The organism is Chitinophaga sp. 22308 (assembly GCF_052045305.1).
GTDB lineage: Bacteria > Bacteroidota > Bacteroidia > Chitinophagales > Chitinophagaceae > Chitinophaga > Chitinophaga varians_A.
Genome location: NZ_JBQEOP010000001.1, coordinates 1295152 through 1315670 on the forward strand (window position 1 = coordinate 1295152; position 20519 = coordinate 1315670).

Annotated in this window: 19 protein-coding genes; 13 read left to right on the forward strand and 6 right to left on the reverse strand. The window is 50.9% G+C overall.

What is annotated here, in order from left to right; translation table 11 throughout:
- The first annotated feature begins 2 nt into the window (after window positions 1-2).
- From nuoH to ACTJJS_RS05535, 7 genes are read left to right on the forward strand one after another with little or no spacing between them, the layout of a single operon-like run.
- Complete coding sequence (gene nuoH, locus ACTJJS_RS05505) at window positions 3-956, forward strand: NADH-quinone oxidoreductase subunit NuoH (protein WP_168868950.1); 954 nt, start codon at window positions 3-5, stop codon at window positions 954-956.
- A gap of 24 nt (window positions 957-980) precedes the next feature.
- The gene (gene nuoI / locus ACTJJS_RS05510; protein ID WP_168868949.1) at window positions 981-1496 is read left to right on the forward strand and encodes an NADH-quinone oxidoreductase subunit NuoI; all 516 of its coding nucleotides are present in this window, start codon (window positions 981-983) and stop codon (window positions 1494-1496) included.
- A gap of 12 nt (window positions 1497-1508) precedes the next feature.
- Window positions 1509-2039 (forward strand): NADH-quinone oxidoreductase subunit J, encoded by a 531-nt coding sequence (gene nuoJ / locus ACTJJS_RS05515; RefSeq protein ID WP_440662786.1) that lies wholly within the window; start codon window positions 1509-1511, stop codon window positions 2037-2039.
- Window positions 2036-2344: an NADH-quinone oxidoreductase subunit NuoK gene (gene nuoK, locus ACTJJS_RS05520; RefSeq protein WP_078670908.1), complete on the forward strand. Its 309-nt coding sequence runs from the start codon at window positions 2036-2038 to the stop codon at window positions 2342-2344. Before nuoJ ends, nuoK begins: the two co-directional genes overlap by 4 nt.
- Window positions 2345-2375: 31 nt before the next feature.
- Complete coding sequence (nuoL, locus tag ACTJJS_RS05525; protein WP_440662787.1) at window positions 2376-4271, forward strand: NADH-quinone oxidoreductase subunit L; 1896 nt, start codon at window positions 2376-2378, stop codon at window positions 4269-4271.
- 25 nt (window positions 4272-4296) lie between these two features.
- A complete protein-coding gene (gene nuoM / locus ACTJJS_RS05530; protein ID WP_440662788.1) occupies window positions 4297-5748 on the forward strand; it encodes an NADH-quinone oxidoreductase subunit M in 1452 nt (483 codons plus the stop codon).
- Window positions 5735-7174: an NADH-quinone oxidoreductase subunit N gene (locus ACTJJS_RS05535; protein ID WP_440662789.1), complete on the forward strand. Its 1440-nt coding sequence runs from the start codon at window positions 5735-5737 to the stop codon at window positions 7172-7174. Before nuoM ends, ACTJJS_RS05535 begins: the two co-directional genes overlap by 14 nt.
- Here the strand turns inward: ACTJJS_RS05535 and ACTJJS_RS05540 are convergent.
- The 3 genes from ACTJJS_RS05540 to ACTJJS_RS05550 all read right to left on the reverse strand — a co-directional run bounded on the left by ACTJJS_RS05540 (window position 7171) and on the right by ACTJJS_RS05550 (window position 11493).
- Window positions 7171-9609 (reverse strand): TonB-dependent receptor domain-containing protein, encoded by a 2439-nt coding sequence (locus ACTJJS_RS05540; protein WP_440662790.1) that lies wholly within the window; start codon window positions 9607-9609, stop codon window positions 7171-7173. The genes ACTJJS_RS05535 and ACTJJS_RS05540 overlap by 4 nt on opposite strands.
- A 60-nt stretch (window positions 9610-9669) precedes the next feature.
- Window positions 9670-9948 carry a hypothetical protein gene (locus ACTJJS_RS05545; protein ID WP_440662791.1) on the reverse strand — a complete coding sequence of 93 codons (279 nt, stop codon included), beginning with the start codon at window positions 9946-9948 and terminating at the stop codon, window positions 9670-9672.
- Window positions 9949-10224: 276 nt separating this feature from the next.
- Complete coding sequence (locus ACTJJS_RS05550) at window positions 10225-11493, reverse strand: aspartate kinase (protein WP_440662792.1); 1269 nt, start codon at window positions 11491-11493, stop codon at window positions 10225-10227.
- Window positions 11494-11636: 143 nt separating this feature from the next.
- Between ACTJJS_RS05550 and fbp the strand changes: the two genes are divergently transcribed.
- The 5 genes from fbp (at window position 11637) to ACTJJS_RS05575 (ending at window position 15354) form a co-directional block, all read left to right on the forward strand.
- On the forward strand, window positions 11637-12647 hold the full coding sequence (fbp, locus tag ACTJJS_RS05555; protein WP_168868941.1) for a class 1 fructose-bisphosphatase: 1011 nt from the start codon (window positions 11637-11639) through the stop codon (window positions 12645-12647).
- A gap of 164 nt (window positions 12648-12811) precedes the next feature.
- On the forward strand, window positions 12812-13300 hold the full coding sequence (locus ACTJJS_RS05560) for a CAP domain-containing protein (RefSeq protein ID WP_168868940.1): 489 nt from the start codon (window positions 12812-12814) through the stop codon (window positions 13298-13300).
- A 183-nt stretch (window positions 13301-13483) separates the two neighbouring features.
- Window positions 13484-14248, forward strand: a complete 765-nt coding sequence (locus tag ACTJJS_RS05565; protein ID WP_343746860.1) for an ABC transporter ATP-binding protein — start codon at window positions 13484-13486, stop codon at window positions 14246-14248.
- A gap of 11 nt (window positions 14249-14259) precedes the next feature.
- Window positions 14260-14787: a YfiT family bacillithiol transferase gene (locus ACTJJS_RS05570; RefSeq protein ID WP_440662793.1), complete on the forward strand. Its 528-nt coding sequence runs from the start codon at window positions 14260-14262 to the stop codon at window positions 14785-14787.
- Window positions 14788-14802: 15 nt separating this feature from the next.
- The gene (locus ACTJJS_RS05575) at window positions 14803-15354 is read left to right on the forward strand and encodes an NUDIX hydrolase (RefSeq protein WP_211092505.1); all 552 of its coding nucleotides are present in this window, start codon (window positions 14803-14805) and stop codon (window positions 15352-15354) included.
- Here the strand turns inward: ACTJJS_RS05575 and ACTJJS_RS05580 are convergent, their stop codons facing one another.
- The 3 genes from ACTJJS_RS05580 to ACTJJS_RS05590 all read right to left on the reverse strand — a co-directional run bounded on the left by ACTJJS_RS05580 (window position 15355) and on the right by ACTJJS_RS05590 (window position 19133).
- Window positions 15355-16644: a bifunctional folylpolyglutamate synthase/dihydrofolate synthase gene (locus ACTJJS_RS05580; protein WP_440662794.1), complete on the reverse strand. Its 1290-nt coding sequence runs from the start codon at window positions 16642-16644 to the stop codon at window positions 15355-15357. It abuts the gene before it with no gap.
- A gap of 9 nt (window positions 16645-16653) precedes the next feature.
- Window positions 16654-18102 (reverse strand): DUF5723 family protein, encoded by a 1449-nt coding sequence (locus tag ACTJJS_RS05585; protein WP_440662795.1) that lies wholly within the window; start codon window positions 18100-18102, stop codon window positions 16654-16656.
- 134 nt (window positions 18103-18236) lie between these two features.
- Window positions 18237-19133, reverse strand: a complete 897-nt coding sequence (locus tag ACTJJS_RS05590) for an energy transducer TonB (protein ID WP_168868935.1) — start codon at window positions 19131-19133, stop codon at window positions 18237-18239.
- Window positions 19134-19271: 138 nt separating this feature from the next.
- On the opposite strand from ACTJJS_RS05590, the gene ACTJJS_RS05595 reads away from it, so the two are divergent.
- A complete protein-coding gene (locus ACTJJS_RS05595; RefSeq protein WP_440662796.1) occupies window positions 19272-20501 on the forward strand; it encodes an MFS transporter in 1230 nt (409 codons plus the stop codon).
- Window positions 20502-20519 lie beyond the last annotated feature (18 nt).

Genomic DNA, 20519 nt, shown 5'->3' on the forward strand with positions numbered 1-20519 from the left:
CTATGATAAACGCCTGGTGGATTATAGGAGGAGTACTTTTTGTACTGTTGAACACAGCCGCAGGACTGATATGGCTGGAACGCAGGATGCTGGCCCTCTGGCAAGACCGTTACGGTCCCAACAGGGCAGGCCCGTTCGGGCTGTTCATTGTGCTGGCTGATACCCTGAAACTCTTTTTTAAGGAAGACTGGATTCCGCCGTTTGCGGACAAGGTGGTGTTTGTATTCGCCCCAGCTGTGGTAGTGGCCAGTGTGTTGATGAGCTTTGTGATCGTGCCTTTTGCGCCGGGCATCGTGGTGGCCGATCTGAATATCGGCATTCTCTTTTTTCTCGCCATGTCATCGTTGGGCGTGTACAGCATCGTGCTGGGCGGCTGGGCCTCCAACAACAAGTACGCCCTGCTGGGCGCCATGAGAGGCGCCTCACAGATGATCAGCTACGAAGTGTTCATGGGACTGGCACTCATGGGCGTGGTAGTGCTCAGCGGCAGTTTTAACCTGCAACAGATAGTGGAATCGCAACGTACCGTGTGGTTTGTCATCCCACAGTTGCTGGGCTTCCTCATCTTCATGGTGGCGGGCATCGCGGAAACCCACCGGCTGCCTTTTGATATACCTGAAGCTGAAAGTGAGCTGGTGGCTGGTTTTCACTCGGAGTATTCCGGGATGAAGTTCGGTATGTTTTTCATCGGTGAGTACCTGGGCGTAACGCTTATCTCTGCCATGGTGGTGACGCTGTATTTCGGAGGCTGGCTGGGACCATCCTTTCTGCCACCTGTCGTCTGGTTCGCCATTAAAACGTTTGCTTTCATTTCGTTGTTCATACTGCTGCGGGCATCTATGCCACGGCCGCGGTACGACCAGCTGATGGAATACGGCTGGAAAGTGCTGTTTCCCTTATCATTACTGAATTTGCTGGTGACAGCGGCAATCAAGCTCTGGTTAGTATCCAAATAACTGAATATCAAAATACCCAAATGTATGTTTAGTCTATTGCGTAGTATGTGGCTGGTGTTTCTGCATATGTTCCACAAACGGGACACCTATCAATATCCGGAACAGAAGGCGCCGCTGCCGGCACGGTGGAGAGGGCGTATCGCGCTTACACGAGACCCTGACGGAGAAGAACGTTGCGTGGGCTGTTACCTTTGTGCGGCGGCTTGTCCGGTAGACTGTATCTCTTTACAGGCGACAGAAGATGAACACGGACGGCGGTACCCGGAATTTTTCCGGATTAATTTCTCCCGTTGCATCTTCTGCGGATTCTGTGAAGAAGCTTGTCCTACCTATGCTATCCAGCTGTTGCCTGATTTTGAAATGGCTGAATACAACCGTCAGAACCTGGTATATGAAAAGCACGATCTGCTGATCCCCAGTCAGGGTAAGTATCCGGGATACAACTATTACAAAGTGGCGGGCCTTGCTATTAAAGATAAAGACAAAGGAGACGCAGAGCATGAAGAACCACCGGTAGATATCAAAAGCCTGTTACCATAAATCTGAAGTGTTATGGACATCGCATTTATCGTTGCTGCGCTGATAGCCGTGGCGGCCACCGTAAGGGTCATCACCTGTTACAATATCATGCATGCCTTGTTATACCTCGTGGTATCGCTGCTGGCGGTAGCAGTTGTATTGTATACCTATGGCGCGCCGTTTATGGCGGTGCTCGAGATCATCATTTATGCCGGGGCGATCATGGTGCTTATTATATTTTTTGTGATGATGCTCAACCTGGGACTGGAGACTGCAGAGCATGAGAAGGCCTGGCTGCGGCCCCGGATATGGATAGTGCCGGGGATATTTTGTGTAGTGCTGTTAGGTGAACTGTTATACCTGATCCTGCAAAACAGGCAGCCTTCAGCCGGTATTCAGGTGGTGCAGCCCAAACAAGTTGGCATGGCTTTGTTCGGTCCCTATCTGATAGCGGTGGAGCTGACCGGTATCCTGCTGATGGCAGGCATTGTAGGGGCTTATCACCTGGGACGGCAACATAAGAAAACACTACATCGATTTCTTGAAAATAACCTGAACACATGAACCTGCATCCAACAACGGCGGGCCTGCTACTGGCCGGTATCTTGTTTGTGCTCGGACTGATCAGCGTATTGATCCGGCGCAATATCATCTTTATGCTGCTGTCGGTAGAGATTATGCTCAATGCCGCGGGACTTGCTTTTGTGGTGGCCGCCTCGCACTGGGGACAGGCCGACGGGCAGGTGATGTTTATGTTCATCCTGGCAATGGCTGCTGCGGAGGTGTCAGTAGGGCTGGCGTTGATTCTGCAGCTGTACCATCAGCTCCGTACGCTGGACAGTGATGAAGCCAGCAGGATGAATGGTTAATGAATCCTTATCACCATTAAAATTTTATCAGATGTTGCCTGCACTCATACCTGCTTTTCCTTTTCTCGGCGCATGCCTGCTCATGCTTTGCTGGAAGCGTATAAGCCGTAGTGCCGTTACCGTTATCGGTTGCGGCAGCGTGGGCTTGTCGGCCATAGTGGCGCTGGTGGCGGCTGCAACGGTGGCTGGCGCCGGGAAGGAGCCGTTGGTACAGCATGTATGGCAATGGATACAGGTGCCTGGCTTCGCTGCCGGTATTGATTTCCGGATAGACACCCTGTCGGTGGTATTTACACTGGTGATCACCATCGTTGGATTTTTAATACACGTATACGCCACCGGTTATATGCACGATGATGAAGATTATGGCCGGTTTTTCGCCTGCATGAACCTGTTTGTGGGGGCTATGTTGGTGTTGGTCATGGCAGATAACCTGTTGCTGTTGTATCTGGGCTGGGAAGGAGTGGGGCTTTGCAGTTATCTGCTGATCGGTTTTTGGTATAAAGATCCGGCCAATAACTACGCGGCCCGCAAGGCATTCCTGGTGACAAGGGTAGGCGATACCGCCATGGCTATCGCTTTATTTCTGTTGTTTGAATATATGGGCACGCTTAACATACAGCAACTGTTACGGGAGGCGCCGCTGCTGTGGGATAAAGGAGACCCGATGGTGACGCTTATAGCCCTGTTGTTGTTGGGCGGCGCAGTGGGCAAGTCCGCACAACTGCCGCTGCAAACATGGTTGCCGGATGCCATGGCCGGCCCTACGCCGGTGAGTGCATTGATCCACGCTGCCACGATGGTGACAGCCGGTGTGTACCTGATAGCGAGAACGCATGTGGTATTTGGGCTATCACCAGCCGCGCAAACCGCTACTGCCATTATAGGTGCTGTTACGCTGCTCATGGCCGGCGTCAGCGCGCTGGTGCAGACAGACATCAAACGGGTGCTGGCGTATTCTACCATCAGCCAGATCGGGTATATGTTCCTCGCCCTGGGCTGTGGCGCCTGGTCGGCGGCCATTTTCCACTTTGTGACACATGCGTTTTTTAAAGCATTGTTGTTCATGGGCGCAGGTGCAGTGATCGTAGCACTGCATCACGAACAGGACATGTTTAAAATGGGGGGACTGAAAAAAATGCTGCCAGGTGTGTTCTGGATATTTCTGATCGGTTGCGCCTCGCTGACCGCCATTCCATTTGTAACGGCGGGTTTCTATAGCAAAGACCAGATCATCTGGCTTTCATGGGCCGCCGTTGGCGGGCATAAAGCCTACTGGCTGGCCGGCGTGCTGGGCGCGCTGTTGACAGGCATGTATACTTTCCGCATGTTTTTTCTCGTGTTTTACGGTGAAGCCAAAACGAAAGTACATCATATACCCGGTGCTGTGATGATGGTGCCGTTGTACATACTCGCGGTGCTTTCTACCATCGCCGGATTTATCGAACTGCCCCATACGCTGGGACATGTAACGTTGTTCAGCAACTGGCTGGCGCCGGTATTGCCCGCAGTGCAGATGGCACAGGAAAGCGTGGCCCTGGAATGGGCTTCCCAGCTGATATCGGCGGTATTGGCGCTGGGGGGCATATGGCTCGCCTATGTATGGGTTTTGAAAAGGCCGCAGGGCATGGTGGATTTCCTCAGTATGCCCGGCCAGGTATGGCTACAGGGCTTCTGGCGGCGTGGATGGGACATCGATGCGCTCTATGACGCGCTGATCGTAAGGCCGTTCGTGTACCTGTCCAACATCAACCGGAAAGATCTCATCGATAAAATATATACCGGAGCGGCACAGCTGACGGAAGCCTGCCATAACGTTATGGCACGTACGCAGAGTGGCATACTCCGATGGTACATCATGGGGGTGGTATTAGGTGCGGTGGCCATCTTGTCGGTATTGATATGGCGGTTGCATGAGGTTTCCTAACGTTAACGGCTAAAATGAACAAACAATGATTCTCCTGTTACTGATCATCATTCCGCTGGCGGGTGCGTTGCTGTCCTGGATAGCGGCCGCGCGGAATCCGCTGTGGTCGAGATGTATAGCGCTGGCATGCCTGCTGGTCGATCTGGCCGTCACTGGTCAGATATGGGCTACGCAGGAGGCTTCCGGCGGCCGGTGGTTATACCGGTACAAGGTGGACTGGGTGCCACATTTTGGTATCAGCCTAAACCTCGCAATGGATGGTTTGTCACTGCTGATGCTGGTACTTACGTTTTTCCTGGGAGCATTGGCGGTGTTGATATCATGGAAGGAAATTAATCAGCGGGTAGGTTTTTTTCATTTTAATCTCCTGTTCGTGCTGGCCGGTATTACTGGCGTGTTCCTGACCATGGACCTTTTTCTCTTTTATTTTTTCTGGGAGATGATGTTGATACCCATGTATTTCCTGATTGGTATCTGGGGACATGAAAACCGGGAATATGCGGCCAACAAATTTTTCCTTTTCACGCAGGCCGGCGGCCTGTTGATGTTACTGGCTATTCTGGCGTTGTACTTTATACATGGCGCTAACACTGGTGTATATACGTACGATTATTTTTCGCTGCTGCATACCCCTATGCAGCAGGAAACCGCCAGATGGCTGATGTTGGGCTTCCTGATCGCTTTCCTGGTGAAGTTGCCGGCTGTTCCTTTTCATACCTGGTTGCCTGATGCGCACACCGAAGCGCCTACGGCCGGCAGTGTGGTGCTGGCGGGGCTGCTGCTGAAAACAGGTGCCTATGGCATCCTGCGGCTGGTGCTGCCGTTGTTCCCGGAAGCGTCCGTGTACTTTGCGCCGTGGATCATGTTCCTGGGGGTATTGGGAATAATCTATGGCGGTATGCTGGCCTATGCGCAAACAGACCTGAAGCGGCTGATAGCATATACCAGCGTGAGCCACATGGGTTTTGTGCTGGTCGGTGCTTTTTCTTTCAACGCACTGGCTTATGAGGGGGTGGTGATGCAGATGATCGCGCATGGTATCAGCACCGGTGCCTTGTTTATCATTGCAGGTGCATTGTACGAACGTATCCATACCCGTAATATACAGGAGATGGGCGGACTGTGGTCCAGGATGCCGGTGATGGGCAGCGCGGCCATGATATTTGTAATGGCGTCGCTGGGCTTGCCTGGACTGGGCAATTTTGTAGCAGAATTCCTCATTCTGCTGGGCAGCTGGCAGGCCAACCGCTGGATCACTGTTTTTGCGGCCATTGGTCTGGTGGTGGCCACGGCCTATTCACTGCGTATCATGCAAAAAGTGTTCTTCGGGCCGGCTAACCGGCAATATGTTTTGCCGGACCTTAACAAACGGGAGCTGGTGATCATTGTAGCACTGGTGATGGCCATTCTTTTATTGGGGTTACATCCGCAACCGGTTTTGAATACTTCTCAAAAAAATGATTATGTCGTTCGCTGATTTCATAAGCCTCGGACCATTGATCACCCTGTTCACCGCGGTGGTGATTTCCATGCTGCTGATTGCTATCCGGCGCAATCACCGCATTACGTACGCCTTTTCCCTATTGGCCTACCTGATGGCGCTGACGGCTATCATACCGGCTATGTTGTATATCCCGCATACGGTGCCGCCACTATTGGTGGTAGATGAGTTTTCTCTCTTTAATACCGGACTGGTACTGACGTCGGGTTTTATCATCTTACTGTTGTCCTACAACTATTTTGAAGAGCGGGAAGAACGGAAGGAGGAATATTACCTGTTGCTGCCGCTGGCCACCACCGGGGCTTTGGTGCTGGTGGTGAGCCGTCACTTTATGTCTTTGTTCCTTGGCCTGGAAATACTCAGTATCAGCCTGTATGGGCTGATCGCCTATCTCCGGGCGCGTGAACGTTCAGACGAGGCTGGCATCAAATACCTTATCCTCGCGGCTTTGTCTTCCGCGTTTTTGCTGTTTGGCATGGCGCTCGTATATGCGTTTACGGGGCATATGGATTTTCCGGGTATCGGCGCGGCGCTGCGGCAGGCCGGATATATACCCGTTACCGTGCTGGCCGGCTTTGGTATGATGCTGATCGGCATCGGCTTCAAACTGGGCGTGGTGCCATTCCACATGTGGGCGCCCGATATCTACGAAGGCGCTCCGTTGCCGGTATCGGCGTTTATCGCGACTATTTCCAAAGGAGGGATGCTGGTGGTGCTGATCCGTTTTTATGTGGACATTCACGGCAACGACTACTCGATGATATGGTGGATGCTGGCCATTGTGGCGGTGGCTTCCATGTTTGTAGGCAACTGGCTGGCGTTGACACAACAAAACATCAAACGTATACTCGCTTATTCTTCTATCGCCCATATGGGCTACATTCTGGTTGCTTTTCTTTCTGGTGTGCAGACAGGGCTGGAGGCGATTTCTTTTTACCTGGTAGCTTATTTCATTACCAGCATCGGGGCTTTCGGCGTATTGATCGTTATGAGCAGTAGTGTACAGGATGCAGAGACACTGGACGATTACCGCGGTATGTTCTGGCGTTATCCCTGGGTGGCCACGGTATTCACCGCCATGTTGCTGTCGCTGGCGGGCATCCCGCTGACGGCCGGCTTTATCGGGAAATTTTATATCGTGATGGCAGGGGTGAACGGGCACATGTGGTTCCTGTTGTTTATGCTGGTCATCAACAGTGTGATAGGTCTGTATTATTATATCCGCATTATCGCCATGATGTTTAAAGCACCGGCTACAGAAGAGGTGACCTATATCAAGCCCTCGCTGCCTGTAGCCGGTAATATCACACTGATGTTGCTGACGCTGGTATTGATAGGACTGGGGATATATCCCACCGCGATGATGCAACTGATCCAGCAGATGATGAAAATGATTGTTTAACCTGCCCTTTTCTGTTCATCACTGGTACCTGTTTTTCTGTCGCGGGCAGCTTTGATACTGCTGTTGCCAAAGCGATAGCTGAAATAAATGCTGGCTGTCCTGAACTGCCATGTGTTGAAGATGTGCAGCGCCAGGTTACTGTATTGCGCAATACCTCTGTAGGATTCATTCCGCAGGATATTGTTATAATTGAATTTGATGGTAGCTTTTTTATCCCAGAAAGTTTTCTGGATGCCCAGGTTCAGGTTGTACTCCGCATAACCCTTGAAGATCGCATACACGAAAGGGGAGTTATAGTAACCGGCTACTTCCAGCTTAAAGTCCTTCGGCAGCGTAATGGTATTGGTGCTGTTGAAGCTATAGGTAAAGCTGCTGGTCATCTCCGCCTGGTTCTTGTTGTTGTTGAAGTAATAGTCGTTGTAAGCAGCATTCAGGTTGTTGTCGCTCATCCACCATTTGGTGACCTGGAAAGGCAATGTCACCGCGAGGCTGTACACATGGCTTTTCTTATAGTTCATCAGTGTGCTGGTAGATGTTTTGGCGCTGTCGTCCTGGTACAGGAACTCGTTGATCACATCGGTGGTACGGTTATATCCCAGCGTGGCGATGTATTTGTCTTTGAAAGTATACGCCAGCTCCACATTGTTGGTATATTGCGGCTGCAGGTATGGGTTGCCGCGGAAGAAAGTATACCTGTCGAGGTAGAACATGAACGGGTTCAACTGGCTGTATTCCGGGCGTTCAATGCGACGGGAGTAAGCGAGACTGATTTTGTTGTTGTCGTTCAGTTTCTGATCGATGGTGAGGTTGGGGAAGAAGTCGGTGTAGTTACGCACCACCTGGCTTTTGAGCGTAACGGAATATCCGTCGGATTTGGTGTTCTCCACCCTTAACCCGGCCTGGATACCGGTTTTAGGCGTCAGTTGTTTTTTGTAGCTGGCATAGGCAGCATATACATCTTCCTGATATTTAAACTCATTGCTTTGGCTGGGCGCAAAAATATATTCGCCGTTTTTGAGGGAATCATAAGCCAGTCTGTTGGTTGTGGTCACCAGGCTGGCTTTTAAACCGGCTTCCACTTTTCCGTTTTTGCCCAGCGGCCAGGCAAAATCGCCTTTCAGGCTTTTGATGGTGATTTGTGTGCCGCCCTGGTTGCGAATGCCGTTCGGGTTGCGTACGCGCTGGCTTTTTACGTCCAGCATACTGTCATTCAGTACGAGGGACCGGTCGGCGTTGAAGCGCGCATAATCCGCGTCCACACTGTATTCGCGCCCGGCGGTATCCAATACTGCCTTGTAATTCAGGTTGATGGCGATATTATTGAAATGGTTGTTGTTGGTCGTGTAGGAGTTTACGATGGAATCGGCCGGGGCGCCCGGGGTGTTCATGAAATTGGTATTGCTGTAAATCTGGTTATTGAAACGGTTCTTGAATCCGTTAACCAATACACCTATCGTGTGTTTGTCATTCAGGAAATAATCGAGCCCTATTTTGGCGGCATTGCGCTGGAACCGGTTCCGCTGGAAGATGTCCTGCGTCTGTTCGGTGGTAACGCCTTTGTCGTTGAATGCCCTGCTGTATTTACGGGTGATCTGGAAATTACGGTCGGTCCTGCCGAGATCTCCGAACAGGTTGAATTTGGTGGTGCGCCAGTTGAAAGTGCCATTGGCGCTGTAAGTGCCGTAGCGGGACTGTGACAGGGTGGCATTGATGGTACCATTGATACCAGTGAGCTTGCCTTTCTTTGTTTTTATGTTGATGATCCCGCCATTGCCGGAAGCGTCGTATTTGGCAGACGGGCTGGTCAGGATTTCTATTTGTGCGATAGACTCGCCGGGCGTGTTTTTCAGCAGGTTGGTCAGGTCTTCGCCGCTGAGGTAGGTGAGTTTGCCATCAATCATCACCGTCACTGTCTGCCCTTTCATTTTCACGTTTTCATTGTTGTCGATCTGTACGCCGGGGGCTCTTTTAAGGATGTCGAGCGCGGTATTGCCTACAGCGGTAACACTGTTTTCCACATTGAGCACGGTCTTACCGGCGCTTTTTTCGATGAAGGGTTTGGTAGCGGTCACATTCACCGTTTGCAGGCTTTTGGAGAGCGGCTGCAGGGCAATGGCCGGTAGGCTGACAGTGGCATGGGAGGCGTCTATCGTAAAATTATCGGCATAGTGGGTGGTAAAACCCATCTGTGATACCTGCAGGAAATACTGGCCAAAGGGTATTTTTTCAAAACGGCCTTCGCCGGATTCGGAGCTCATTTCCCCTTTTACCTGCGTGGAGTCTTTTGTTTTGCGTAAAAGCACGCTGGCAAAGGGAAGTGCCTTGCCGGAGGCGTCTGTTATTTTAAAGGAAATGGTGCCGGTGGTATTTTTTTGTGCGAAAGAACTCATGATAACGGACATAAGCATCCCCAGCACGACGATGAATTTTTTCATACTATCGTTTAGATTTTCTCAGAAGCGATCCAATAAGTGATTAGGAAGACAGTCTGTCGGTTACTGCCGGATCTGGTTTTGTGAACGGTATATATCGAATATAGTTTTTACAGCATCTTGAATGGGTTCGGTTTTCAGCTGCGCATTATCAGGGGTAACGGAGGCATTGGCCTGGGCAGCGGGTGGAATACCAGGGCAATTGGCATGTGTTATCACAAATAAAGGCAGTATGTCTGGTGGACTGCTCTGTAACGGTGCCATATCTTTCAGGAGGCCTTTGCAGGCGACAACCAGTGCAATACAGCAGGTAACTATCAGCAACAGGGCGGCTTTTTTCATATCATAGCACATTTAACATCTTAAAGACGACCTGTCTGAAAAAAGGTTGCACATCCGGCGAAAAAAAATTTTTCCAGGGGGTGCAGGGGCACATGTCCAATCTCAAAGCAGTGGAAACCAATATAAAATTAAGCAGGGAGTTTGTTCTAAAACGGGGAATGGTATGGCTGTTAAAATACGGGGATAAGCGGTTAATTTATGCGAGGTGTTATCGAGCCGGGAAGGGATGGGGAAATCGGCCACCATCCCTTCCCGGGTGATGGCCGATGGTCTGTTTTATTTCTTTAAGAGCCGTTGTACAGTGATGTTGGAACGCTGTTCCAGCAGTACCGTGTGATGGTTACTGAGCTCTTCCAGGAGGCCGTCCTGGTAGTAGCGTACCGTCAGCAGTTCGAGGGCTTCGTTATATGAGATTTTAAAGTCATTGTGCAGTGCTTTGATCAACAGCTCGATCTTTTCCGGGTTGTGGTCAATACAGCAGGAGAAGGTGATGGCGCCATTCTGCATCAGGTTGATCTTCACTTTCAGCCGGTGGAAAGTTTCGTAGATATCGCTGATTTTATCTTCCGTGATAAAAGCGTAGTCTTTGGAGGTAAGGGTCAGCAATACCTGGTTCCTTTTCAGTACAATAATGGGAGGCAGCTGTTTGGTGTCTGCCTGTTCCTTGATGACCGTGCCGGGCAGGTTCTTGTCAAGGAAACATTTCACCAGCAGCGGTATTTGTTTGTTCTGTAAAGGCTTAATGGTTTTCGGGTGGATTACCTGGGCGCCATAATAGGCCATTTCAATCACTTCCCCATAGCTGATCTCCGGAATATTGACGGTATTGGGGAACAGTTTGGGATCGGCATTTTTGAGGCCTTCCACGTCTTTCCAGATGGTCTGGCTTTCAGCGTCGAGCATGTTGGCGAATACGGCCGCGGAGTAGTCGGAGCCTTCCCTGCCCAGGGTCACGCTCTCGTTCTGGTCGGTGCTGCCAATGAAGCCCTGTGCAATCACGATGTTGGTCTGATTGAACAGCGGCACCACTTTGTCGGTCACCTGTTTCTGGGTAAAGGCCCAGTCGATATTGGCATCCCGGAAGTTGTCGTCGGTACGGAACACGTCCCGGACGTCTACCCAGGTATTGGATAAACCTATGGTGTTAAAGAAGGCGCTGACGATGGCGGTGCTGAGCAGTTCGCCCATGCCCACCAGCTGATCGTAGTAGTAGTCATACGTCCGCAGTGGTTTCTCGCCGAGCGTCCATTCCGCTTCGGTAAAGAATTGCTGCAGCTGCTGAAAAAGCGGATGCTGACGGGTACCCAGCAGGGACTCGGCCACCTGGATATGGTGTTGCTCCACATTGTACAGCAACTGCGCAGCGATCTCCCTTTTACGCATGTAAAAGTTCTGCGCTACCTTTTCCAGTTCATTGGTCGTTTTCCCCATGGCTGAGATAACGATCAGGAGTTTATCGTCCGGAAATGACTGGACGATCTGTGCTACTTGCTTAATGCGTTCAACACTTTCTAAACTTGCGCCGCCAAACTTGAAAACCTTCATATGATAGTTTGTCCTTTTGAAAAATTATTTGGCAAAGTAAGGCAAGTTTAGAATTGTTTTAAAATCTGTTTACAGAGAAATGACATTTCCCTTAAAATAAGCGCGTATTCCGTTAATTTCGTTCCGGAAAACTGAAAAACGTTATGAATCACAAGGAAAAGGTAATGACCCTGGATGAATTCACTATCCAGGAGTTACGGAACTATCCCGGTGCTACCGGCCAGTTGTCAGGTTTGCTGCGTGATATTGGTCTGGCGGCAAAAAGGGTGAATGTGGAGGTAAATAAGGCGGGCATCGCCGATATACTGGGTGAAGCCGGGAAAACCAATGTCCAGGGCGAATCCGTAAAGAAGCTCGACGAATTTGCCAATGCACAGTTTATCAATTCACTGCGTACCAGCATTTACTGCTGCGGCGTAGCCTCTGAAGAGGAAGAACACTTTATCGCCTTCACCGACGAACACTCAAAAAAATCCAAATATGTGGTATTGCTCGATCCGTTGGACGGCTCCAGCAATATCGACGTGAATGTTTCCATCGGGACTATTTTCTCCGTTTACCGCCGCCTGTCGCCGGAAGGAGAGGAATGTAACCTGGAAGACTTCCTGCAACCGGGCACGCAGCAGATTGCGGCCGGCTATATCATCTATGGCTCTTCCACCATGATGGTGTACGCCACCCGCCGCAGTGTACAGGGCTTTACCCTCGATCCTTCCATAGGAGAGTTCTGCCTGTCGCACCCCAACCTGAAATGCCCCGCGGAAAGCGATATCTTCTCCGTCAACGTAGGTTACTACTACCTGTATGACGATAAGGTACGCCAGTCTATCGACCATTTTATGGCCCGGGATGAAAACGACCGTATCTACCGGCACCGTTTCGTGGGTTGTATGGTAGCGGAAATACACCGTACGCTGATACAGGGCGGTATCTTTATGTACCCGGCTTTCGGCAAGTACAAGTCAGGCCGTCTGCGGCTCTGTTATGAGTGTAACCCCATGTCTTTCATCATGGAAAAAGCGGGTGGCATGTCGATGGCCAACAGCCGTCAGCGCCTGCTGGAACTGAAACCGGTACAGCTGCATCAGCGGGTGCCTATTTTCATCGGTTCCAAAAATATGATGGAAACCTGGAAAGACATTATGAACAAATAGCGGAACACGCTTTGTTAATTGCATATCAAAAGAAGCCCGGGCGTACAATAGCAACGTCCGGGCCTTCGTTTTTTAAACAGGCGCCGATAAAGTTATCCACGCTGGATAATTTGGTACAGCGCTTGCTTGCATGCTGGAAATTATCATTATTAACCATCAGTTTTATGTCCATTTTGAAAAGCCGCAGTATCCTTGTATTACTGCTTGCACTGTTTGCCGCATTTCAGGTAAGCGCGTGTTCACGTGCCGCCAGCCGTGCAGACAGCACCACAACAGGAGGAAGCCTTGAAGAGCAGATCCTCTATTACACCAACAAATTCCGTCAATCCAAAGGACTGAAACCGCTGCAACTGGATGAGACCATCAGCCAGCAGGCGCGCCGCCATAGCCGCGACATGGCTAATGGCAGCACCGGCTTCGGGCACGAAGGTTTTGAGGACCGCGTGGCTATCGTCTCCAAAAAGATGGGCAGGGTAGGGGCCGCCGCCGAAAACGTGGCTTATGGCACCCTCGACGCCGAAGCCGTAGTGGATGGCTGGATCAAAAGCCCCGGCCACCGGCGTAACATGCTGGGTGACTATAACCTGATCGGGATAGGCACCGCCGGTAAAGGAAGGATCACTTTCTTTACGCAGGTGTTCATCAAACACTAAATCAATTACGAATTACGAATGACGAATTACGAATGGGGAGTCCGTTAATTTTAGGGTTTTATATTGATTGATAAGATAATATATAATCCTAATATTGCCCATACTTAAGAGAAGCAACGACTGCGCAACCCTTCATTCGTAATTCGTAATCCGTAATTCGTAATTCTTTTATAATTTGGTGGCATGGAAAAGAACAAGATCATTGAGGTGAAAAACCTGGTGAAAAAATACGGGGAATTCACCGCAGTAAAGGGGATCAGCTTTGACGTGTACGAACATGAGATATTTGGCCTCCTGGGCCCTAACGGCGCTGGTAAGTCTACTACCCTGGAGATCATTGAAACATTACGCGACAAAACAGAAGGCAAGGTGACCGTCGGCGGATTCGACCTGGACGCCGCGCCTAACGATATTAAAAAAATCATTGGTGTACAGCTGCAAAGCTCCGGTTATTACCCCGGGCTCAATCTGGTGGAACTGATCGAGATGTTCGGCGGATTGTACAACCAGCCGGTGGAACCCATGGAACTGCTGCGCCTCTTCAACCTGGAAGACAAGGCTAAGTCCAAATACAAAGAACTTTCCGGTGGCCAGAAACAACGTTTCTCTATCGCCACCACCCTGATCAACAAGCCCCGTATCATCTTCCTCGACGAGCCCACTACCGGCCTCGATCCGCAGGCAAGACGCAATCTGTGGGACCTCATCCTGCAGGTACGGTCACAGGGAACAACTGTTGTGATCACCACGCACTACATGGATGAAGCTGAATTCCTGTGCGACCGCTGCGCTATCGTGGACAGCGGCCAGGTGATCGCTATTGACTCGCCCGATGCCCTTATCGATAACCTCGTGTCCAAAGGGTTCGAGCGTAGTAAAGAAGTGAAGAAAGCTAATCTGGAAGATGTATTTATCCATCTTACCGGAAAAGACCTTCGCGAGTCTTAATAAACCCGCTTATGGAAGCATTACAATATCCTATCGGTCGTTTTGAACCGCTGCCGGATTATAGCCCCGCCATGTTGCGGGAGTCTGTCAATGACATTCGTGACCTTCCCACCCTGGTGGAAATGGCCGTGCAAAACCTGGACGCTTTCCAGCTGCAGAAGCCCTACCGGCCCGGCGGTTGGAACATTCAGCAGGTGGTGCACCATCTGGCAGACAGCCATATCAACGCTATTTCCCGCATGAAAATGGCGCTGACGGAAGAAAAACCTATTATTAAACCATACGATGAAGCTGCCTGGGCTGAACTGGAAGATGTGAAAAATACGCCCATCAACGTGTCGATCACCCTGCTGCACGCCCTGCACACCCGTTGGGCCAACCTGATGGACCGCCTGACACCCGAACAATGGGAACGTTCTTTCATTCACCCGGAACATGGCCGGCGCTTTAACCTGAAAACCATGGCAGCCAACTATGCCTGGCACGGAAAGCACCACCTCGGCCATATACAGGGACTGAAGGAGCGCATGAACTGGTAAAGTATTATTATGAATATGGATTGGAAACTGCTGTCGTCTGAATATCTCTTCAAAGACGACTGGTTAACCGCACGCAAAGACAAATGCATTACACCGCAAGGAACAATTGTTGAACCTTACTATGTACTGGAATATAACGATTGGGTAAATGCCGTGGCCATCACAGAAGACGGCCAGGTGATCATGATCCGCCAATACCGTCAGGGCATCGGTCAGACACTGCTGGAAATTCCCGGCGGCACCATGGACAAGACAGACCCTTCTCCTGAATTTGCGATGGGACGTGAACTGCTTGAAGAAACAGGCTATGAATTCAAGGAATTGATATTATTGGGAAAAGTGGCTGCCAATACGGCCTCCAGTAACAACTACACCCATATGTTCCTCGCTACCGGCGGCCGTAAAGTGAAAGAACAACAGCTGGACCACAACGAGGAAATCGAAGTGGTGCTGATGTCTGTTCCCGATGTGCAACAGCTGATACTGGACAATAAAATTGTTCACAGCCTGCATGTGACCGGCCTGATGTACGCACTGATGCACATGGGACGTATGGAAATGAAATAATTACATCGCTTCTGCCACAATAAAGAAGCTGCCGCATACCAGGATCATATCTTCTGGTTTGGCATGCTGGCGGGCTGCCTGCAACGCGGCTTGTACCGACTCGTAGGCCTTGCCTTGCAACCCGTGCCGGGCGCCCATTTCCGCCAGCGCTACTTCGTCCATGGCCCGGGGTATCTGTGCCCTGCAGAAATAATACGTGGCCGTGGACGGGAAAAGCGGCAGCACATTGTCTACCTCCTTGTCTTTGACAAAACCCGTCACAATATGCAGCTGCTGGTAGTTGACATGCTCCAGTTGCTGCACCACCTCTTTGATACCGGCTTCATTATGGCCTACGTCCATCACCGTGAGCGGATGTTCGCTCACTACTTCCCAACGTCCCCGCAGCCCTGTCAGCTTGCGTACATGCGATAAAGCTGTTGATACATGCTCCCAGGTAATATGCCAGCCCTGTTGCTGCAATACTTTGACGGCAGATAAAACGCCCATCACATTTTTTTCCTGGTATTGACCGCTAAGGTCCAGGTTGAGATGGTACATTTTGTTTTGTCGTGTATCCAGTAGCGTTAGGTGCAGATGGTTGTCCTTTATATCGCTGCCGTCCACCATCCATTCCTGGTCTGCAAAATGAACAGGGGAACCGGTTTCGGCGGCTTTGTCGCGGAATACCCATTGTATTTCCGCCTGCGTTTCGCTGACCACCACGGGCACACCGGTCTTGATGATACCGGCTTTTTCGGAGGCTATCAGAGGGAGCGTGTCTCCCAGGATATTTTTATGGTCAAAGCTGATATTAGTGATGACAGACAGTTCCGGGGTGATCACGTTCGTGCTGTCCAGCCGTCCGCCCAGTCCCACTTCTATAATAGCGATGTCCACTTTTTCCTGCGAAAAATATTGAAAGGCCATCGCTACGGTCAACTCAAAAAAGGAGGGCTCAATGGTTTCAATGAACGGCCGCATGTTATTGGTGAAATCCACTACAAAGTCTTCCGGCGCTACCTGTCCGTTAATACGGATACGCTCCCGGAAATCCAGCAGGTGCGGGGAGGTGTACAGGCCGGTCTTGTAGCCCGCCTGTTGCAGGATGGCCGCCAGCATATGGCTGGTAGAGCCTTTCCCGTTAGTGCCGGCGACGTGTATGGTTTTGAAGGTATGCTGCGGATTGTTGAGCTGTTGCAACAGAGCGACCGTATTATGCAGGTCTGTTTTATAAGCACTGGCCCCTACTTTGGTAAACATGGGCAGTTGTGCGTAGAGATAGTCCAGTGCTTCCTGATATGCGTTCATAAAGGTAAATTAATAATTTACCGGGCATCCCAGCTGGCCTTTGCTTTTATTGCGCTTGCCCAGCATGCCCGGATTGAGCCGCAAAGCTACGAAAGCATCCGAATGGTTGATGCGGTGTTGGAAAAGCGTGGTAAAAAGACTGTAAGAACCCACTACCAACGGCCCTATACGGAAGCCGGCCCCTACATCCGCCTGCCCGTTGTGGTTAATAACAAATGGCATATAGGCGCCAAACAGTTCTGTTTCATAGCGTGGTGTAATTAACAACTGGGTCATGGCATATGTTCTGGCCAGTCCGTTTTTTCCTGCGTTCAGGGCAATGACGGCATTAGCGCTGACAAAGAAACGGCTGTCGATATTGTAGTCGGCCATCAGGTTGAGCGAGGCTGGCAACACCATCACAAAGCTGCTGTCATCACCTGGAATAGGTGTGAAGTAGCGGTTCAACCGGCGGGAGTATTGTTTCAGGCTTTCTTTGTCTTTGTAGGTAATATCGTTTGGATTGATATTTTGTTTCCGGAGATCGAGATCGGTATTGTAGGCGCCTTTTTGATATTTGATGCGGCCGATATCGTTGATGGAAAGGCCAAGGCGCAGTTTATATTCATCTGCATCAGAGCTTTCGAACTTGCCGAAGCCGCCGTTGTCCGGGCGGTATTCGTAAATAACGCCGAGGTCAAAGCCCAAGCCGTTGTTATGAAAGAGTTGCAGGTTGCGGGTATCGGGCTTTTGCCAGTGGTCCAGCTCTTCATTGTAGGCATAACGGAGAGTGCCGCTGGTGATGTCGGCATTGCGCCTGTTATTGAGCACGAAACTGGCGTTGGCCACCTGTGCATAGCCGGCGGCGATGCCGCTCAGCAGCTTCACTGTAACGCCGGCTTTCCAGCGGCTGGTATATCCTTCATGGATGGTACGGGCGTAGCTAAAGCCCAGTTCATTCCAGATATGTGTGCCTACGCCCACTTTTTCAATATTCAGGTTTTTGCCGCGGTATTGCATGTTGGGAAAGTCGTTGCCAAAGAAATTGGCGAGCGGCGTGGGGAGGTTGCCTCCGCTGGCGCTGGCACGCACCCGCCACACAAAGGAAACGGATTGTTTTTCATCGATGGCGTATAACACAGAAGGCATTACTATTTCGGCCATTCCCCATCCGTTCTGTTTGCGGTTAGCGGTAGTGTCCAGGAAATAATCCTGGTTACGCACCCATTTGTTGCTCGGAGGAGGATTTAACAGGACGGATTTGGGCACTCTCACATAAGTGTTGCCGCCTTTCACGTCAGCGCCGATGATATTGACGTCCCACTTGTAACGATACCCTGCCGCGCTGGCCGGATTGGAGAGTACACCGTAAATACCCGCATAATTGCTGGTATTGTAACCGGGAAATGATTGGGCCATGGCCGCACAGGCCGGCCATAAAAATAGCATAGTGCTGAACAGGATTCGGTGCATTCTCATCGTTGGCGTATAAATACAGTTTCTCAAAAAGATTATGGTCCACTTTGGATAGCATAGGATTAAAAAGGACATTTTTTGATTTCCTTACCGCTCAAATCAAAAAATCCATCAATCAAAAAAATCGTAAATGTTGGCTATTCTGCTTTAAAATAAAAGCGGATGGTACCGAACTGCACTTCAGGCGCGTCCGGATTTGCATTGTATTTTAACTGACCGTTGAGCGCTGCTTTGCGCGCAATGTCTATCAGTTGTGGATTGCTGAGGGTAGACCCTTTCATGCTGAACGTGGCAGCGATCACATTTCCGTGCTGGTCTACTTTGATATTGACAGCGATATAGCCGGACTCAGTGCCGTCGTAGGTAACGCTTGGCCGGCTGATAAGATTACGTCCGTTGAGGCGGAAATCGGAGCGTCCGCCACCGAGGCCGCCGCCCGTATAGCCTTTGGCGTTAGGGTCGCCATTGAGCTGGCCCCTGTCGCCGGGCTTACCAGTATTGCCTTCGCCTGTGGAATTGTTGGAGCCTTGTGCGCCGTTGCCGCTGTTGGCACTGGTGCTGGTGCCGCCGGAATAAACCGCTTTAGGCTGCGGTTTGGGTGCAGGAGGTGTTGGTTTGGGCTCTGCTGCCGGTTTCTTTACCGGTTTTGTCACTGGTTTGGGTTCCAGCTTTTTAGGCAGCTCCTTTGGCTTTTCCACCGGCTTCTCCGGCTTTTTTATTTCCGGGGCTTCTTCATCATCCTGTGTGGCCACTTCCTGCGGGGCGCTGTTATCTTTTTCCGTGGCAGCGGGCTGCTCACTTTCTGCAGGAGCAGGCGTAGAGGTAGCTGCGCTGGGAGGGTTGGGGTTGAGCGGCTGTTCATCGCCCATCCCGTCATCGGAGGTACCGAGGTTTACTTCCATCCCCAGGTCCTGGTCGGGCAGGGGCGGTGGCGCCGAGAAACCGGCAAATACCAGTGCTACTAACAGCAGCGCATGTACGCCGATCGTTACTCCCAATGCCTGAATATTTTTTTTACGGTTGTTTTCCTCCATGATAGCTGATTAAGCGCCAGTAAGCGTCAAAGTTAAACTTTTGAATGAAAAAAAATATAGATACAGCGATCTGAATTTTATCTTTGCAAAAACTATGCTGTTAATCCTATTTGTTGCATTTTATTTTGCGGCCGTTGTATGAATTTGCTCAAACAAACTATCCGTCTTTACCAGAACGCCTATACGGGACTTTCGCCGGCTACCTGGTGGCTGTCACTGGTGTTGCTGATCAACCGCAGCGGCGCTATGGTGGTCCCCTTTCTGACAGTATACCTGACAGCTCATCTGCATTTTTCCATTGCCCAGGCCGGATTGGTCATGGCCTGTTTCGGTAGTGGCGCTATTGTAGGCGCCATGTTGGGCGGCTGGTTGTCTGATCGCATCGGCTTTTACCAGGTACAGTTCTGGAGCCTCCTCTCTAACGGTTTATTGCTCATTTTATTGGGACAGATGCGCACCTTTCCGCAGATATGCGGTTGCGTGTTTGTGCTGAGTTCCGTTGGCGATGCTTTCCGCCCGGCCAACAGCATTGCTATTGCGGCTTACAGCGCACCGCAGAACCGTACCCGTTCCTATTCGCTCAACCGCCTGGCGGTCAACCTTGGCTGGTCGGTAGGGCCCGCGCTGGGCGGGATATTGGCCAGTATCAGCTACCAATGGCTGTTCTGGGTGGATGGCGGCACCTGTATCGTGGCGGCTCTGCTGATGCGTATTTTCCTGCCACCGGTGCCAGCGCCTGCCAAACCGGAAAAGGCGGCCACTGCCGGAAAAACGGAGAAAGTATGGGGAGACGGCCTGTATCTCTGGTTCCTGCTGTTTGGCATGATCAACGCTATCTGCCTCTTTCAGTTTTCCAGCATGGTGCCGCTGTATTTCAAAGAGGTGGTCCATATGCAGGAATGGGCCATTGGGCTTAATATGTCTATCAACGGCCTGTTGATCGTGATGGTGGAAATGGTGATGATCCATCACCTGGATGGTAAACTGCCTAACCTGTCATATGTTTCGAGGGGTGCCATGATGGTGTGCCTGGCGTATGTGTTGCTCTGTGTATTGCCACCGGTATGGGGTATCGCCGCTGTGTTCATGATAGTGGTCACTTTTGGGGAGATGCTCTGCCTGCCTTTTATGAACAGCTTCTGGATCAGCCGTAGCCAGGACCATAACCGTGGCCAATATGCCGCTCTCTATACGATATCTTATTCGCTGGCAACCGTGGTGTCGCCTACCAGCGGGGCTTTTGTAGTGGAGCATATCGGCTTTACCTATTGGTGGGCCATTACTGCCGGTGGCTGTGTGTTGTCGGCTTTAGGCTTCCGATGGTTGCAACAGAAGCGGGCGCGGGCAGAAAAAATGATAGCAGCGTAATTGTTCAAGACTTAACGA

What these genes read in the sequence shown, in the direction of transcription:
- ACTJJS_RS05585 (WP_440662795.1), bottom strand. Translation starts at nt 18,102, where the DNA reads ATGAGAATGCACCGAATCCTGTTCAGCACTATGCTATTTTTATGGCCG.
- nuoK (WP_078670908.1), top strand. Translation starts at nt 2,036, where the DNA reads ATGAACCTGCATCCAACAACGGCGGGCCTGCTACTGGCCGGTATCTTG.
- ACTJJS_RS05575 (WP_211092505.1), top strand. Translation starts at nt 14,803, where the DNA reads ATGGATTGGAAACTGCTGTCGTCTGAATATCTCTTCAAAGACGACTGG.
- ACTJJS_RS05545 (WP_440662791.1), bottom strand. Translation starts at nt 9,948, where the DNA reads ATGAAAAAAGCCGCCCTGTTGCTGATAGTTACCTGCTGTATTGCACTG.
- ACTJJS_RS05590 (WP_168868935.1), bottom strand. Translation starts at nt 19,133, where the DNA reads ATGGAGGAAAACAACCGTAAAAAAAATATTCAGGCATTGGGAGTAACG.
- ACTJJS_RS05540 (WP_440662790.1), bottom strand. Translation starts at nt 9,609, where the DNA reads ATGAAAAAATTCATCGTCGTGCTGGGGATGCTTATGTCCGTTATCATG.
- fbp (WP_168868941.1), top strand. Translation starts at nt 11,637, where the DNA reads ATGAATCACAAGGAAAAGGTAATGACCCTGGATGAATTCACTATCCAG.
- ACTJJS_RS05595 (WP_440662796.1), top strand. Translation starts at nt 19,272, where the DNA reads ATGAATTTGCTCAAACAAACTATCCGTCTTTACCAGAACGCCTATACG.
- nuoH (WP_168868950.1), top strand. Translation starts at nt 3, where the DNA reads ATGATAAACGCCTGGTGGATTATAGGAGGAGTACTTTTTGTACTGTTG.
- ACTJJS_RS05570 (WP_440662793.1), top strand. Translation starts at nt 14,260, where the DNA reads ATGGAAGCATTACAATATCCTATCGGTCGTTTTGAACCGCTGCCGGAT.
- ACTJJS_RS05580 (WP_440662794.1), bottom strand. Translation starts at nt 16,644, where the DNA reads ATGAACGCATATCAGGAAGCACTGGACTATCTCTACGCACAACTGCCC.
- ACTJJS_RS05565 (WP_343746860.1), top strand. Translation starts at nt 13,484, where the DNA reads ATGGAAAAGAACAAGATCATTGAGGTGAAAAACCTGGTGAAAAAATAC.
- ACTJJS_RS05560 (WP_168868940.1), top strand. Translation starts at nt 12,812, where the DNA reads ATGTCCATTTTGAAAAGCCGCAGTATCCTTGTATTACTGCTTGCACTG.
- nuoL (WP_440662787.1), top strand. Translation starts at nt 2,376, where the DNA reads ATGTTGCCTGCACTCATACCTGCTTTTCCTTTTCTCGGCGCATGCCTG.
- nuoM (WP_440662788.1), top strand. Translation starts at nt 4,297, where the DNA reads ATGATTCTCCTGTTACTGATCATCATTCCGCTGGCGGGTGCGTTGCTG.
- ACTJJS_RS05550 (WP_440662792.1), bottom strand. Translation starts at nt 11,493, where the DNA reads ATGAAGGTTTTCAAGTTTGGCGGCGCAAGTTTAGAAAGTGTTGAACGC.
- nuoJ (WP_440662786.1), top strand. Translation starts at nt 1,509, where the DNA reads ATGGACATCGCATTTATCGTTGCTGCGCTGATAGCCGTGGCGGCCACC.
- nuoI (WP_168868949.1), top strand. Translation starts at nt 981, where the DNA reads ATGTTTAGTCTATTGCGTAGTATGTGGCTGGTGTTTCTGCATATGTTC.
- ACTJJS_RS05535 (WP_440662789.1), top strand. Translation starts at nt 5,735, where the DNA reads ATGTCGTTCGCTGATTTCATAAGCCTCGGACCATTGATCACCCTGTTC.